The following is a 13,279-nucleotide window of genomic DNA, read 5'->3' as shown; positions in this document are numbered from 1 at the left end:
GACCGGGCGTCCTCGCTGACTCGGACAGCGATGAACGTTGTGTTGCAACCGATTGTTTCACGTTGAATTTTTAGCCTCCCGCCACGGCAAGCGGTGTATGATTGCGCCCGTCAGCCCCGCCGGGGCTTGTGGACTACCTCCATGGACTTACCCAGTAGCAACTCAACACTAAGTTTCACCAATCAAGAATCGACTGATTGATCTTCTGGCGGGTTCCACTGCTGGGAGTGGAGTTCGCCTATGACCCAAATCGAAGTAAAAAAGACGCAGGAAAGCCTTCAGGATCGTCTCGCCCAAGTCATCGACTTGCTGCAACGTCAGCGTATCGTCGAAGACCTGACACACCGTCAGGAAGGCCAGCACCAGGATCGCGTCGAGAACCTCGTTCACCGGCAGAACCTCGTCGAGCTGCAGCGTAAGCTCGACGACCTGCACTCCGCCGACGTTGCCTATATCCTCGAAGCACTTCCCCTCGAAGACCGTCTGACGGTCTGGCAGCTGGTGAAGGCCGAGCGTGACGGCGACATCCTTCTCGAAGTGTCCGATTCCGTTCGGGAAACCCTGATCGCCGACATGGACGATCACGAGCTGCTGGCCGCCGCCAAGGAAATGGACGCCGACGAGCTCGCCGACCTTGCGCCAGAGCTGCCGCGCGATGTTGTCCATGAGCTGATGGAGGCGCTGGACAGCCAGCAGCGCGAGCGCGTGCGCTCCGCCCTGTCCTATGACGAGGAGCAGGTCGGCGCCCTGATGGACTTCGAGATGGTGACCATCCGCGAGGATGTCAGCCTGGAGGTCGTTCTGCGCTATCTGCGCCGTCTGAAAGAGCTGCCCGGTCACACTGACAAACTGTTCGTGGTTGACTCCGATGGCGTGCTCAAGGGCGTTCTGCCCATCAAGCGTCTGCTGGTCAACGACCCCGAGAAGCAAGTGTCAGAGGTCATGGCCAGTGATCCGGTGAGTTTCCATCCTGATGGCGATGCCTATGAAGCCGCCCAGGCGTTCGAACGTTATGACTTGATTTCCTCCCCGGTGGTCGACAAGAACGGCAAGCTGATCGGCCGTCTAACCATCGATGAGATGGTCGACCTCATCCGTGAGGAGAGCGAGACCGAAGTGCTCAACATGGCGGGTCTGCGGGAGGAGGAGGACATCTTCGCCTCCGTCTGGCGATCCCTGCGCAACCGCTGGTCCTGGCTGGCCGTCAACCTGATTACCGCCTTTCTCGCCTCGCGGGTGATCGGCCTGTTCGAAGGCTCCATCGAGAAGCTGGTGGCGCTGGCAGCATTGATGCCGATCGTGGCAGGGATTGGGGGTAACTCGGGCAATCAGACCATCACAATGATTGTTCGGGCCATGGCGCTCGATCAGGTCAACACCGGCAATACCTCACGCCTGATGCGCAAGGAGCTGGGCGTCGCGCTCATCAACGGCCTGGTGTGGGGCGGGGTGATAGGGATCGTCGCTTATCTGCTGTATCACAGCTGGTCCCTTGGGGTGGTGATGACCGTCGCCATGACATTGAATCTTCTGCTGGCGGCATTGATGGGTGTGTTGATCCCGATGACCCTCGCGCGGTTCGGTCGCGATCCGGCGATGGGCGCCAGTGTGATGATCACGGCCATGACCGACAGCGGCGGGTTCTTCATCTTCCTCGGGCTGGCGACATTATTTTTGCTCTGACCCCCACGGTTCAAACAAAGCCGCCTTCAGGGCGGTTTTTTAATGGGCGCGAAACACCGGCGGCATTAATTTCAGGCACAAAAAAGCCAGCAGAGCGCTGGCTTTCAAGTCTCTGGTTTAAACGACTTATTTGTCGTCGTTTGCCAGGCTAGTGTCGTGTGCAATCAGGGAAACCAGTGCGTTCTGCTGGCGGTGAGCCAACTGACGGAAGCGCTGCAGCAGCTCGCGTTCGTGAAGCGAAAGCTCAGGGCTGTCCAGGCGCAGACTTGGCTCGTCACCCAGTGAACCTTCCTGAATCAGACTCTGCTCAAGACGCGCAATAATTTCCGAGTTCATGCTGCGATGATGATGTTTGGCAACGTCCGCAATACGCTCGCGCATGCCTTCCGGTAGACGAACTACGAACTTGTCAGCTGTGCGACTGGAATAATTGGCCTGTTTCATAGGGCTCATATATTTAACCGAATTAGTTCAAAGAGAGAGGCGGTTCTTGCATTAGGCCGCGAGATGTCATGCTCTGACTGTCTTTTAGCTGAAATGTTCAACCACCCGCATAAAGGACCGCCATCCTGCATCAATACGTCGGATCCTTGGCGTCAAATGTGTGACAAATATTGAACTAGATAAAGGCTTTTAGCCAGCACCAATTATCCGAAATGCGTTCTGGTTTGCAAAGTGGATAATGAACATCCCGACAGCGCTGGACGACGCCGTGATGGCTATCTGTCTCCAGCGTAGTGGGAGAGTGGGGATAATACGAGGGGCCAGTCAAGAAAGAGACGAAGGGTCGAATGCTTAGAGGCAGCTCACGCTTCAGGAGAGCCGCCGGAGAGATGGCGATTGCCTTGGCGCCAGATCAGCGAGCGCTCAGGACTTGGCCTGGCGTAATACCGGATCGAACTTGATACGGCGGCCCACGAACAGCGCTGCCACGAACAGGCTCGCGAAAACCCCGGCAGCTGCTTTAGCCAAGGTGCTCAGGGTTTCCATTGACGGATCCATGAGCTGGTCTGCGGCGATAGCCATCAGGGCCAGGATCAGGAACGAAATTGCTGCTTTGGACATAGCTGCTCTCTAATGGGGTGCTCTCTGACAGAGGGCGGGTCGGAGCCGTTGGAATGACTGACAGTGACTGTTGATCAAAACACCCAGCGTTCCGAGCGGATAACCGGCACGGCTTCTTCATTGTCATGCGCCAGAATGGCCTCTGTGCCCTGGCTTGGCATGGCTGCGAACCGCGGGGTCTGTTGCAGGAGGTAATGAGGCTGAGCCTGGACGGCGACGGTCTCTGACTTCACCGCCTCTGACTGGCTGCCATCACCCTGAAAATGAAAAGCGACCAATGCGACAAGCGCGGCAGCGTTGAGCAGGGACAGTGTCATGTTCATCTCGGGTACCTTCGCTGGGACGGCGTTCAGAGGGGTGATTCGCGAAGGTAACTAGTGCAGTCTGCGTGCCAATCTCTCTGGCGGATAAATCCCTTATAAACCAATAGCATAGATCGCATTTTAGGGATTGTAGGGTTGCGATTTGCAATATGGCCCATGGCCGCCCTTGCATTCTGCACGATAGCCCTCTGATGTGACTGGCAGGCAGCATCCTACGGCGTCTGTTGATAATGACGACATGACAAGCCAGCGCCTTGTCGTTAAGATGCACGCCGTCTGTTTTGGTGTCCTCTTAGTTCAACGGATAGAACGAGCCCCTCCTAAGGGCTAGATGCAGGTTCGATTCCTGCAGGGGACATATCTGATCTACTCCTCCTTCCGCTTCAGTACGTCATCTCTCACATAAAACCTCTCGGTCCCCCCGGCCATTCGAAACGCTCCCTCGTTTATGCCCGCGCGCTCGCTGGAGTGTGCTGAGCCGCGTACCACCGATTGCGGCCATTATTTTTCGCGTAATAAAGATAGGCATCCGCTGCTTTGATCATGCCGGCAGGCGTCGTGTCTTCCATCGCAGGGAACCTGGCTGTGACGCCGGCACTTGCAGTGACAATCTGCTCGGGGTGATCGGCGTGCGCCAGCGCGAGCCCCCGAATGGCCTGCAGAATGTCCTCGGCGAGAAGGCCCGCGCCCTGGATGTCGGTGTCCGGCAGCAGCACGGTGAATTCCTCGCCACCGTAGCGAACGGCGAGGTCGGCAGGGCGTTTCAACACCCCGCTGATGGCCTGGGCGACCTGCTGGAGACAGTCGTCACCTGCCGCATGGCCGTAGCGGTCGTTGAAGCGTTTGAAGTAATCGATGTCGAGCATGATCAAGGCGAGCGGGTAACGCTGTCGTTTTGCGCGGCCGATCTCGCTGTTGAGCGCCATGTCGAGTCGCCGCCGGTTGCCCAGTCGGGTCAGGCTGTCGGTCAGCGCCATGTCTTTGACCGCCTGATGGGCGAGGCGAATCTCGCTCTCCATGGCCATGCGACCGCGCAACTGCGTGAGGACGATGTAGGCAAATCCGATAAACCCGGCGATCAGGACCAACAGCACGAGTCCGGACTTGAGCAGGTCATGACGCCACGGCCCGACGAAGGATTCTCTCGACAGCCCGGCTGCGACCACCAGCGGATAACTCGACAGCGCACGAAAGCCGTACAACCGGTACGTGCCGTCCACCACGGCTTTGATCTCCACAGTCCCTTCATTGGCGGTCGGCAGGTAGCGTTTGAAGATATCGCTGTCAGCCAGGCTTTGCCCCACCACGGAATCCATGAACGGACGCCTGACCAGGATCGTGCCGTCCCGCATCGCCAGCACCAGCGCGCCGCGATCATCAATCTTGAAGTCGCCGTAATAATCCATGAAGTAGCTGAGCTTGATAGTCCCCAGCAGCACGCCCGCGAACGAGCCATCAGGATTGTTCAGCCGGCGGGAGACGGGGATGATCAACTCGCCGGTGGAGCGGCTCTTGACCACGTTGCTGATGCGAACGATTTGATCGGTATGGGTGCGGTGATAGTTGAAGTAGTCCCGGTCTGCGTTGTTTGCGGTGTCCGGGGTCACGTCTTTGTCGGTCACGATCCATCGCCCGTCGGCGCCGTAGATGAACAACCCGTGAAGCTGAGGCATGAGTCTGGATTGCCGCATCATCAGGGCGTGGATACGTGGAACGTCGATATTCGCCAGACCATCGCCCTCGACACGCTCACCGATGGCGTAGGTCAGGATGTCGACCTGCCTGATGGCGTCCTCCGCGTGCTGGGCCGTGGCACGGGCCAGGTTGGTGACCGAGTCCCGGGCGAAGTCGTAGGCGTGGTTGTAATCGCGCCACGCGCGCCACCCCTCAACCGATACGAACGTCAGCAGCACCAGAATCATGAATGCGAGGGTGAGGCGAAAGACGGCCGTGTTGCGCCCCGGGCCCAAGTCCAATAGATCGAAGGCGCCTGACGGCGGTGGATGCTGTTCGCCTCCTGGCATGCTCACTGGTCTCCTTTGATAGTCAGCTGTGGACGCTGCCGACCGCTTTGATCAGCGCGTCTGCCATTTCTTCCGCGCTCAGTTGAGGGCTCAACACGGTTTTGCGCATCGTCTCGATCGGCATGCTGGGCACGGGCGCTTCCTCGGGACGCTGGACGAAACTCAACCCGCCGGCGTTCCTGACCTCTAGCGCGCCATCCGCACCATCGGAGTCGCCGCCTGACAGCACGAGGCAGATCACCCGCTCGCGAAATACGTCGGCAGCAGTGGCGAACAGGCGATCGGCGGCAGGACGTGCGAGGTGCAGCTTGGGGCCGTCGTCGAGATGAATAATCCCGGGGGAGACGATCTCCAGATGCCGGTCAGGAGGTGCCAGGTACACACGGCCAGGCAGTACCGGCTCTCCTTCTTTGCCGTAGCCGACAGGCAGCTTCGAGTAGCGACCGAGCACCGACGCCATGTAGTCCGGACCTGTCGGGTTCGTGTGAATCACGATGAGCACGGCAGCCGGAAAATCATTCGGTAGCTTGACGAGCAGGTGCCGCAGGGCTTCCGTGGCGCCTTGCGCACCACCGATCACGATGACATCCCTCATCACTTGCGTGTTTTTAGCGTCCATACCTTTCTTCCTGAATGGTTCAATAGGATGGACACAGCGCAAGCGCTTGCCGTTCATTTTCACGTCTTCAAGCGCTGATGAACGTCACAACGTGCGTCGGGCGGCCGTGGGCTGTTCAACAGGCAATAAAAAAGCCACGAGACGCGCAGTCTCGTGGCTTTCGTGAACAGCCGCATCAGGGTAGATGCAAACCGGTCAGGCGTTGTTACAGCGCCATGTCGCTGGCGGGCTTGCTTTCAGCAGGCTTGCCCGGCGCGGCAGTGCTGGTGCCGACGCTCTGATCGAGCACTGGCGGTTTGCCCAGTTGCAGCACTTCGGCGGTGTAGTTCCACTCTTGCTGAACAGCGGCTGGCGAGTCATTCAGCTTGGTGCCATAGCTCGGCACGATCTGATGGACCTTCGCTTGCCACTCAGGCGTCGCGAGCTGGGTCTTGAACAGCTTTTCCAGGACGTTGAGCATGATCGGTGCAGCGGTCGACGCGCCTGGCGATGCGCCCAGCAGGGCAGCGATGGTGCCGTCCTGAGAAGAAACGACTTCGGTGCCCAGTTTCAGCACGCCGCCCTTGTCGGCATCACGCTTGATGATCTGCACGCGCTGACCGGCTTGCCACAGGCGCCAGTCTTCTTTCTTGGCGTGCGGGAAGTATTCCTGCAGCGCTTTGAAGCGGTCGTCGTCGGACAGCATCAACTGACCGGCGAGGTACTCCACCAGCGGGTACTGCTCGACGCCCACTTTGGTCATCGGCCAGATGTTGTGGGTGGTCATGCTGCTGAACAGGTCGAAGTACGAACCTTCTTTCAGGAACTTGGTGGAGAAGGTCGCAAACGGGCCAAACAGGATCACGCGCTTGCCGTCCAGCACGCGGGTGTCCAGGTGCGGAACGGACATGGGCGGCGCGCCGGTGGAGGCGATGCCGTAGGCCTTGGCCATGTGCTGCATGGCAACGGTCGGGTTCTCGGTCACCAGGAACGAACCACCAACCGGGAAGCCTGCGTAGTCCTGAGCTTCGGGAATGCCGGATTTCTGCAGCAGCTTCAATGCGCCGCCGCCTGCACCGATGAACAGGAACTTGGCGTCGGTACCGGTGGTGGTGCCGTCTTTCAGGTTCTTGTACTCAACGTGCCAAGAGCCGTCGTCGTTGCGGGTGATGTCGTTGACTTCGCTGGACAGCTTCAAATCGAAGTTCGGGCGGGTCTGCAGGTACGACACGTACTGGCGGGTGACTTCACCCCAGTTAACGTCGGTGCCGATCGGCGTCCAGGTGGTCGCCAGCTTCTGCGAAGGATCACGGCCTTCCATCATCAGCGGGACCCACTTGGCGATCTGTGCCGGGTCTTCGGAATACTGCATCGGGCGGAACAGCGGGCTGGCTTGCAGCGCGTCATAACGCTTTTTCAGGAATTTGATGTTGTCATCGCCCCACACGAAGCTCATGTGTGGTGTGGTGTTGATGAACGAAGGCGGGTTCTTCAGGACGTTCTGGCGGACCTGCCAGGACAGGAACTGACGGGTGACCTGGAAGGCTTCGTTGATCTCGATGGCTTTGGAGATGTTGACCTTGCCGTCTTTGTCTTCAGGCGTGTAGTTCAGCTCGGCGAGGCCGGAGTGACCGGTGCCGGCGTTGTTCCAGCCGTTGGAGCTTTCTTCGGCGACGGCGTCGAGGCGCTCGACCATTTCCATCGACCAGCTCGGCTCGAGTTCATTGAGCCAGACGCCCAGGGTCGAACTCATGATGCCGCCGCCGATCAGCAGTACATCGACTTTCTTGCTTTCTGCGGCATGGGCTTGCAGGAAGGTGGCCGAAATCGCGAGGCCCAGTAGAGCGGTGCTCGTTTTCTTGAACATCGAATCATCCAATAGATAGAAAGTTATCCGCCTGCAGCAATCGTCGCGCAACGTCCTGCGATGCCGGGCGCCAGTGTGCGGCGCGAACGTCAGACAGGCTTCGCTCTCGGAAAACGAGGAGGAAGGGTCAAAAGGCCAGTGAAAAGGTCGACCTCGTGTTCTATGTCCCTCGGTGCTGTGCTTTTTATTCGATCATTGGAATCAGCAGCTTGAGTAAACATCATCCACCGCAGGACCTGGTCATCAGGTCCATCCCCTGCGGCGGGCGGGGATTGTACCCGAAATGTCATTTTCGACAAATCGGGTGTCAAATTAGTCAATACGCCATTTTGTCTCAGGGTGGCGATTGGCTGGCCGGGCGCCGAAACGCCAAGCCGTTTACAGGGTGAATTTGCCTACCATGGAGTGGAAGGAAACGGCCAGCCGCGACAACGCCTGACTTGACGCGCTGGTCTGATTGGCGCCGGCTGCGGTTTGGGTCGACAGGTCCTGGATGTTCACCAGGTTGCGGTCCACTTCGCGGGCCACTTGCGCCTGCTCCTCCGCTGCGCTGGCGATCACCAGGTTGCGTTCGTTCATCTGGCTGACGCCTTCGCTGATGCGTTCCAGCGCGTGGCCGGCTTCGGTGGCCAGTGACTGGGTATGCACGGCGATCGCCTGGCTTTTGCCCATGGCCTGCACGGCTTCGTCGGCGCCATTGCGCACCTTGGTGATCATCGATTCGATTTCGCTGGTGGAGGTTTGAGTGCGGTGGGCGAGGGCACGTACTTCGTCCGCCACCACCGCAAAGCCACGGCCTTGCTCGCCGGCGCGGGCCGCTTCGATAGCGGCGTTGAGCGCCAGCAGGTTGGTCTGCTCGGCAATACCGCGGATCACGTCGAGGACTTTGGTGATGTCGCGGATCTGCCCGGCCAGCGCTTCGACGCGTTGGGTCGATTCGGTGATTTCCACGGTCATGGTGTTCATCGCGGTGACAGCCTGCTGCACTTGTTGCTGGCCCTTGATGGCATCTTCGGAGGTCTGCGCAGACACCTGCGAAGCGCTCGCGGCGTTGCGCGCCACTTCTTCCACCGCAGCGGTCATCTCGTTGACGGCCGTGGCGGCTTGCTGGATTTCATCGTTCTGACGCATCAGCCCGCGGGTGCTGTCGTCGGTCACCATGGTCAGTTCTTCAGCGGCGGACGCCAGTTGATCCGAAGCGGTGGCGATTTGCTGAACCGTGCCCTTCAGGCTGCCCTGCATGTTGGACAGCGCCTTGAGCAACTGGCCGGTTTCGTCCTGACCGCCGACCGCGATGGTCTGGCTCAGATCACCGCCCGCCACCCGGGTGGCGCTGGCCACGGATTGATAGATCGGCCGGGTGATCATGCGGGTGACGATCAGCCCCAACGCAATGGCGCACACCACCGCGATCAACGAACCGATGATCAGAATCCACGTCACCTGCTTGTCCGTTTCGATGCCTTGCTGGGCCTGTTCATTGGCTTGCCGCAGGTTGGATTCGATCATGATTTTCAGCTCGCCCATGGTCTTGCGATAGCTAGGCGTTACGCTGGTGGCGGCCAATTTGCTGGCTTGCTCAAGGTCGCCACTCTGCGCCACAGACAGCGCATTGAGGGCGGCGCTGATGTAAGCGGCCCAGTCGCGTTCGAAGTCATCGCCTGCGGCTTTTTCATCCGGATCAAGTGGCGTGGCGCGGTAGGTCTTGAAGTCGGTCTCGGCTTGGGCCTGGTTTTCCTTTAGAGACTGGATGGCTGCGTTGATGTCGTCCGGGTTGGCCTTGAGTGCGCTCAGTCCGATGGCTTTGAAAAAGTCGCGGTTGGTGGCGATGACGTTGGCCTTCACCGAATCGACCTTGGCGATCGACACCAGATTGTCGCTCACCGTGTTTTCAAACAGTTCATACAGCCGGGAAATACCGCTCTGCCCCAGTACACCCACCACCACGGTGATCAGCGCGCACAGACAGAAAGCCGAAAGGAGCTTGGTCTTCAATTTCAGGTCGGTCAGCCAGGACATGGAGTGCACTCGAACGGGGATGGGGTTGCGGCTGGTTGGGTACGCGTTGCATGACTGGATATCGGCTGCACACTCAAGGACTTTACCCGTTGACCCACGCCTCCTTACGCATCGATGCCCCGTCAACACGGCGCGAGGGCGTGATTTTTTCCCGCATGGCGTGCCTAAGCTTTGTCCTGCTGCCGCCGATAACTCGGACAAGTGGCGTCATGCCGCAACTTTATTGGCCCTCTCTGCCCAGACCGGGAACGAGACCGCCGCCCTTGCAAGTGCCTCAGGGCCGACTATTTATCCGGTGACAGGAATCTCGATGCTGGCGTGGAACCAAAAAACCTTTCTGATCGTCGACGATTTTTCCGACTTCCGCAGTTCGGTCCGCTCGATGCTGCGCGAGTTGGGCGTCAAGGCGGTGGACACTGCCGACACCGGCGAGGAGGCGCTGAAGATGTGCGCGCAGAAGCGCTACGACTTCATCCTCCACGACTTCAATCTGGGTGACGGCAAGAAGAACGGCCAGCAGGTGCTCGAAGACCTGATGTCCGATCGACTGATCAGCCACGAAAGCGTGTTCGTCATGGTCACTGCCGAGAACAGCCAGGCGATGGTGATGAGCGCGCTGGAGTGGGAGCCGGATGCGTACCTGACCAAGCCGTTCAACCGTGCGAGCCTGGCTCAGCGTCTGGAGAAGATCGTCCAGCGCAAGACCCTGCTCAAGCCGATCCTGCAAGCGCTTGACCGTGGCAATCCGACCGAGGTGTTGACGGCCTGTGCTGCGCTGACCAAGCAGGACCCACGTTTTGCGCCGCTGTGCCTGCGCTACAAAGCCGATGCACTGCGTGACCTCAATCAGCACGAGCCGCTCGAGGCCTTTCTCAAGTCGATCCTCGCCGACCGCCCGCAACCCTGGGCGTATGTGGCGCTGGGCAAGCTGCTGTTCAAGCGCGGGCGCAACGCTGAAGCGCAGGGCGTGTACGAAGAAGCGATTCGCGCCTTCAATGCCATGCCGGTGCTGTACGACGGGCTGGCCGACGTGTTGGTGGCGAGCGGCGACAACAAGCGTGCGCAGAAGATGCTGGAAGAGGCGGTGCGGTTATCGCCGTATGCGGTGCGCCGTCAGCGTCTGCTGGGCAAGCTGGCGCTGGAAAACGAGGACTTCGATGGTGCTTCAAAGGCCTATCGTCAGGCCGTTTCCCAAGGCCAGTTCTCTCGCTTCAAGGACCCGGAAACCAACCTCGGTTTTGCTCAGGCACTGATCAGCCGTGGCGGCGAGCGCGGGCTGGATGCCCGCACCCGCATCGAGATCAACCAGACCCTCACCGAAGTCGCCAAGGAAAACGGCAACGACGCCGGCCTGCAAGTGCGCGCGCGTTTGATGAAGGCCACCAGCGTCGCATCCTCCGATCCGGAAATGGCCGCCAAACTGACCGAGCAGGCGATGGAACGGCTTGAGGGCATGGAGCAGTTTCTCAGCGCCGATGCGGCGCTGGCGGTGGCTTCGCAGCTCAAGGCGCTCGGTCAGGAAGACGCTGGCGCGGGCATTCTGAAAAGCTGTGCCGAAATCTACGGCGACGATCCAGTGGTGATGCAGAACATCGCCAGGCAGACCGACGATCCCGAGATTCTCGGCGCCGGCAAAGCGGCCATCGATTTCAATATCCAGGGCATTCGCTGCTACCGCGCCGGCAAGCTCGGCGAGGCGCAGGACCTGTTCCGCCAGGGCCTGGCCCTGCAACCGAAGAACATCAGTATCGCCCTGAACATGGCGCAGTCATTGCTGCACATGGGCGTCCAGAATCTCGACGCGGCGAGCCTGGCGGAATGCCAGAGCAGTCTCAAGATGGTCGGCAAGATGCCGGAGACCGACCCGCGCTTCGAGCGTTTCCAGAAACTGCGACTCAGGGCTTTCGGCGAATGAAAGATCAGGATCTCGGGCTCGACTTCTCGATGGTGATTGCGTCCACCGTTCACGACATGAAGAACGCGCTGGGGTCGTTGATCCAGGCCCACGGCCAATGGGTCAAGCAGCTTCCGGAGGCCTGTCGTGGTACGCCGGATCAAGGCGTCATCGATTACGAGTTCGCCCACCTCAATGGCATGCTGGTGCAGCTGCTCGGGCTCTACAAGCTGGGGGTGAACCAGCTGCCGATGCGCCCCGATTATCACGAGCTGGATGACTTCATTGAAGCGCAGCTGGCGTTCCATCAGGAAGTGCTCGTCAGTCGTGGCATCACGGCGCGCTATGCGGTAAACGACTTCGGTCTGCCGGGCTTCTTTGATCGCGAGCTGGTCGGTTCAGTGGTGTCCAACGTGGTCATCAACGCCATTCGCTTTGCGCGCAGTGAAGTGTTGATTACGGCAGGGCAGGTCGGCGAGCAACTGGTGATCAGCATCAACGACGACGGACCGGGGTTTCCGCTACGCATGATCGAGGAACAGACCGATTACGTGCTGGGCATCAACCAGAACAGCGGGAGCACCGGGTTGGGCTTGTATTTCGCGGCGAACATCGCCAGACAGCATCAGCGCAAAGGCGTCCATGGCCACATCGAAATCGCCAACGGCGGCGAGCTGGGCGGCGGGCTGTTCAGCATTTATCTGCCCTGAGACTGTGTGCAGTCAGTAGGACCGGCTTCAGCCGGGAAGCCTTTGATCTGCTGTCGAGCTCAGCAAGACGCCCTTATTCGTTTTCACGGGGCTACAACTTCACGCCTTGCCCCAGCACCACATTCAGCGCGTTGCGCGCATCGTCCAGTTGCACCAGCGTGGCGTGATGGGCGCCCAGCGCATCGCGGTTTTCGATGGCGGTGAGGATGGCACGATGGCGGGGCAATGCCAGCTCGTGCAGGTTCGGGCGCTTGTTGGAATGCTTCAACGCCTCGCGCAAGGCCAGCGAGAGCATGTTGCACAAGTGCGCGAGCAAGTCGTTGTGGGTGGCGTCGGCGATGCGGCTGTGGAAATCGAGGTCCGGTTGCAGCACGTCTTCAACGGTCGGCGCGGCAGCCATGCGCTCGTAGGCCTCGCCGATGGCGGTGATGTCTTCAGGGGTCGCGTGTTGCGCGGCGAGGGCGGCGGCGGCCGGTTCGATGATGCTGCGCACGCTGGTGAGCAGGGCGAAAAACTCGTTCTGCGGCGAGCTTTGCATCAGCCAGTGCAGCACGTCGGGGTCGAGGATGTGCCATTCGCGGCGCGGCTTGACCACCGTGCCCACCCGTGGCCGGGAATACACCAGCCCTTTGGCGACCAACACCCGCGTGGCTTCGCGCAGCACCGGACGACTGACGGCATATTCTTCACAGAGCAGGGCTTCGGCGGGGAGTTTGTCATCGGGCTTGAAGCGGCCCGAGACAATCTGCATGCCGATGTCCTGGACAATGCGCGAGTGCATGCTTTTACGGTCGGAGGGCTTACGGTAATCCATGGGGCGCGGGGCAATCCTGAGCGGTGAATGCGGCGCATCATAGCATTGGCGGACAAAGAGACGCGCCGCTCGAAATGACCCGGATTGGTTGTGGCTGAACAAACTGGATTCCCGCGACTGACGCAGATCCTGTGGGAGCGAGCCTGCTCGCGAAAGCGTCAGTCCAGCCACCGCATCTTTAGTGGCGGAAAATCAGTATTCGCGAGCAACCTCGCTCCCACGAGACCGTGGGTGACTTGAGATTTCGAGCCATGCCGAGGACCTGTGGGAGTGAGCTTGCTC

11 protein-coding genes and 1 tRNA gene are annotated in these 13,279 nt (G+C 59.8%); 4 read left to right on the top strand and 8 right to left on the bottom strand.

From position 1 onward, the window contains the following. The first annotated feature begins 240 nt into the window (after positions 1–240). Positions 241–1,683 (top strand): magnesium transporter, encoded by a 1,443-nt coding sequence (gene mgtE / locus QMX88_RS22475; protein ID WP_192171009.1) that lies wholly within the window; start codon positions 241–243, stop codon positions 1,681–1,683. Positions 1,684–1,809: 126 nt separating this feature from the next. Here the strand turns inward: mgtE and QMX88_RS22470 are convergent, their stop codons facing one another. From QMX88_RS22470 to QMX88_RS22460, 3 genes are all read right to left on the bottom strand, one after another. Then, a complete protein-coding gene (locus QMX88_RS22470) occupies positions 1,810–2,136 on the bottom strand; it encodes an Arc family DNA-binding protein (RefSeq protein ID WP_192171010.1) in 327 nt (108 codons plus the stop codon). A gap of 414 nt (positions 2,137–2,550) precedes the next feature. After that, a complete protein-coding gene (locus QMX88_RS22465; RefSeq protein WP_282372433.1) occupies positions 2,551–2,748 on the bottom strand; it encodes a PA3371 family protein in 198 nt (65 codons plus the stop codon). Between the two features lie 74 nt (positions 2,749–2,822). Further along, complete coding sequence (locus tag QMX88_RS22460; protein WP_282372432.1) at positions 2,823–3,071, bottom strand: hypothetical protein; 249 nt, start codon at positions 3,069–3,071, stop codon at positions 2,823–2,825. A 286-nt stretch (positions 3,072–3,357) separates the two neighbouring features. On the opposite strand from QMX88_RS22460, the gene QMX88_RS22455 reads away from it, so the two are divergent. Next, a tRNA-Arg gene (locus QMX88_RS22455) sits at positions 3,358–3,429 on the top strand. 88 nt (positions 3,430–3,517) lie between these two features. Here the strand turns inward: QMX88_RS22455 and QMX88_RS22450 are convergent. From QMX88_RS22450 to QMX88_RS22435, 4 genes are all read right to left on the bottom strand, one after another. After that, positions 3,518–5,095 (bottom strand): sensor domain-containing diguanylate cyclase, encoded by a 1,578-nt coding sequence (locus tag QMX88_RS22450; protein WP_442969488.1) that lies wholly within the window; start codon positions 5,093–5,095, stop codon positions 3,518–3,520. A gap of 22 nt (positions 5,096–5,117) precedes the next feature. Further along, positions 5,118–5,714, bottom strand: coding sequence for a chemotaxis protein CheB (locus tag QMX88_RS22445; RefSeq protein ID WP_282372430.1), 597 nt, complete (start codon positions 5,712–5,714; stop codon positions 5,118–5,120). A 205-nt stretch (positions 5,715–5,919) separates the two neighbouring features. Continuing rightward, complete coding sequence (gene mqo / locus QMX88_RS22440; protein ID WP_282372429.1) at positions 5,920–7,560, bottom strand: malate dehydrogenase (quinone); 1,641 nt, start codon at positions 7,558–7,560, stop codon at positions 5,920–5,922. Between the two features lie 378 nt (positions 7,561–7,938). After that, a complete protein-coding gene (locus QMX88_RS22435) occupies positions 7,939–9,579 on the bottom strand; it encodes a methyl-accepting chemotaxis protein (protein WP_282372428.1) in 1,641 nt (546 codons plus the stop codon). 310 nt (positions 9,580–9,889) lie between these two features. Here QMX88_RS22435 and QMX88_RS22430 point away from each other — a divergent pair, with 310 nt between their 5' ends. Next, complete coding sequence (locus tag QMX88_RS22430) at positions 9,890–11,494, top strand: tetratricopeptide repeat-containing response regulator (protein ID WP_192171017.1); 1,605 nt, start codon at positions 9,890–9,892, stop codon at positions 11,492–11,494. After that, complete coding sequence (locus QMX88_RS22425) at positions 11,491–12,183, top strand: sensor histidine kinase (protein ID WP_282372427.1); 693 nt, start codon at positions 11,491–11,493, stop codon at positions 12,181–12,183. Before QMX88_RS22430 ends, QMX88_RS22425 begins: the two co-directional genes overlap by 4 nt. A gap of 91 nt (positions 12,184–12,274) precedes the next feature. On the opposite strand, the gene QMX88_RS22420 is transcribed toward QMX88_RS22425, so the two are convergent. Next, a complete protein-coding gene (locus QMX88_RS22420; protein ID WP_133773389.1) occupies positions 12,275–12,997 on the bottom strand; it encodes a FadR/GntR family transcriptional regulator in 723 nt (240 codons plus the stop codon). Positions 12,998–13,279 lie beyond the last annotated feature (282 nt).

This window comes from Pseudomonas sp. PS02290, assembly GCF_029960075.1.
Lineage (GTDB): Bacteria > Pseudomonadota > Gammaproteobacteria > Pseudomonadales > Pseudomonadaceae > Aquipseudomonas.
This window is presented reverse-complemented; position numbering and strand designations above follow the sequence as displayed.

Bases quoted from the DNA above. Each gene is read 5' to 3' on its own strand.
- QMX88_RS22425 (WP_282372427.1), top strand. From the start codon at position 11,491: ATGAAAGATCAGGATCTCGGGCTCGACTTCTCGATGGTGATTGCGTCC.
- mgtE (WP_192171009.1), top strand. From the start codon at position 241: ATGACCCAAATCGAAGTAAAAAAGACGCAGGAAAGCCTTCAGGATCGT.
- QMX88_RS22470 (WP_192171010.1), bottom strand. From the start codon at position 2,136: ATGAGCCCTATGAAACAGGCCAATTATTCCAGTCGCACAGCTGACAAG.
- QMX88_RS22450 (WP_442969488.1), bottom strand. From the start codon at position 5,095: ATGCCAGGAGGCGAACAGCATCCACCGCCGTCAGGCGCCTTCGATCTA.
- QMX88_RS22460 (WP_282372432.1), bottom strand. From the start codon at position 3,071: ATGAACATGACACTGTCCCTGCTCAACGCTGCCGCGCTTGTCGCATTG.
- QMX88_RS22430 (WP_192171017.1), top strand. From the start codon at position 9,890: ATGCTGGCGTGGAACCAAAAAACCTTTCTGATCGTCGACGATTTTTCC.
- QMX88_RS22435 (WP_282372428.1), bottom strand. From the start codon at position 9,579: ATGTCCTGGCTGACCGACCTGAAATTGAAGACCAAGCTCCTTTCGGCT.
- QMX88_RS22465 (WP_282372433.1), bottom strand. From the start codon at position 2,748: ATGTCCAAAGCAGCAATTTCGTTCCTGATCCTGGCCCTGATGGCTATC.
- QMX88_RS22420 (WP_133773389.1), bottom strand. From the start codon at position 12,997: ATGGATTACCGTAAGCCCTCCGACCGTAAAAGCATGCACTCGCGCATT.
- QMX88_RS22445 (WP_282372430.1), bottom strand. From the start codon at position 5,714: ATGGACGCTAAAAACACGCAAGTGATGAGGGATGTCATCGTGATCGGT.
- mqo (WP_282372429.1), bottom strand. From the start codon at position 7,560: ATGTTCAAGAAAACGAGCACCGCTCTACTGGGCCTCGCGATTTCGGCC.